Here is a 1,278-nt window from a genome sequence, read left to right on the forward strand (position 1 = left end):
AGCATTGAAATGCTCCATCGATGAAATAAGCCTCAACAGAGTCCGTCCTTCAAACATGCAAAAAAGCCTGCGAATATCGCAGGCTTTTTTTTGGAGCTGTGTGAGGTGCCCTAAGTATTACGGTGTGTAATACGTTGCAGCGCCCGGGCCGACTGGTAGACCAAATACGAATACCCATAGGTAGAACAGCAGACTCCAACCTACGATAAAGCAGATTGAGTAAGGCAGCATGGTCGCGATCAGCGTACCGATACCTAGATTCTTCATGTAGCGAGTCGCTACCGCCAAAATCAAACCAAAGTAGCTCATCATCGGTGTGATGATGTTCGTGGTTGAATCACCGATACGGTAAGCCGCTTGAATGGTTTCTGGGGCATAACCCACTAGCATTAGCATTGGCACGAAGATAGGAGCTGTCACGGCCCACTGCGCCGATGCAGAACCGATCATCAGGTTAATGAAGCCACACATCAGAATGAATGCGAAGAACAACATAGGGCCAGTCAGACCGATACTTTGCAGGAAGTCAGCACCTGCAACGGCAAATACTTGGCCAAAGTTCGTCCACTTAAAGAAAGCAACAAACTGCGCAGCGAAGAACACCAACACGATGTACATGCCCATCGAAGACATTGATTTAGACATCGCATCGATAACATCACGGTCGGTTTTCATCGTGCCAACGACTTTACCGTATACAAAGCCAGGGATAGCAAAGAATACGAAGATGAAAGCGACGATACTTTTCAGGAATGGGGATCCTGCAACAGTGCCAGCGTCTGAACGTAGGATGCCGTCTTCTGGAACAATCGTCCAAGCCAACAAAGCAGACACAACCAACACAGCAAGACCAGCAACTTTCAGACCTTTCTCCTCAAGGACAGTTAGGTTGCCCATTTTGTCGTTAGACAAATCTTCAGCCGCTTCTTCTTCGTTGTACTTGCCAAGTTTCGGCTCAACGATTTTCTCTGTAACGAATGCACCCATACCCGCGATGAAGAACGTCGACACAAACATGAAGTACCAGTTTACTTCTGGTCCAACAGTGTAAGTCGGGTCAATCATTTGAGCTGCTGTCTCAGTAATACCTGAAAGCAGTGGGTCAACCGTACCAATTAGAAGGTTTGCTGAGTAACCGCCCGATACACCAGCAAATGCTGCCGCAAGACCAGCAAGAGGATGACGACCAAGGGAATGGAAAAGCATTGCAGCAAGTGGGATAAGAACCACGTAGCCAAGCTCAGAAGCGGTGTTTGAAATGATACCAGCAAAAACAAC

General features: G+C 47.7%; 1 protein-coding gene. It reads right to left on the bottom strand.

The genetic code is table 11. From position 1 onward, the window contains the following. Positions 1-117 precede the first annotated feature (117 nt). Positions 118-1,278, bottom strand: a 1,161-nt coding sequence (locus tag R7E47_RS24595; protein WP_318085337.1) for an AbgT family transporter, incomplete at its 5' end; no start/stop codon positions are given.

Source organism: Vibrio sp. Vb1026 (assembly GCF_033338745.1).
GTDB lineage: Bacteria > Pseudomonadota > Gammaproteobacteria > Enterobacterales > Vibrionaceae > Vibrio > Vibrio alginolyticus.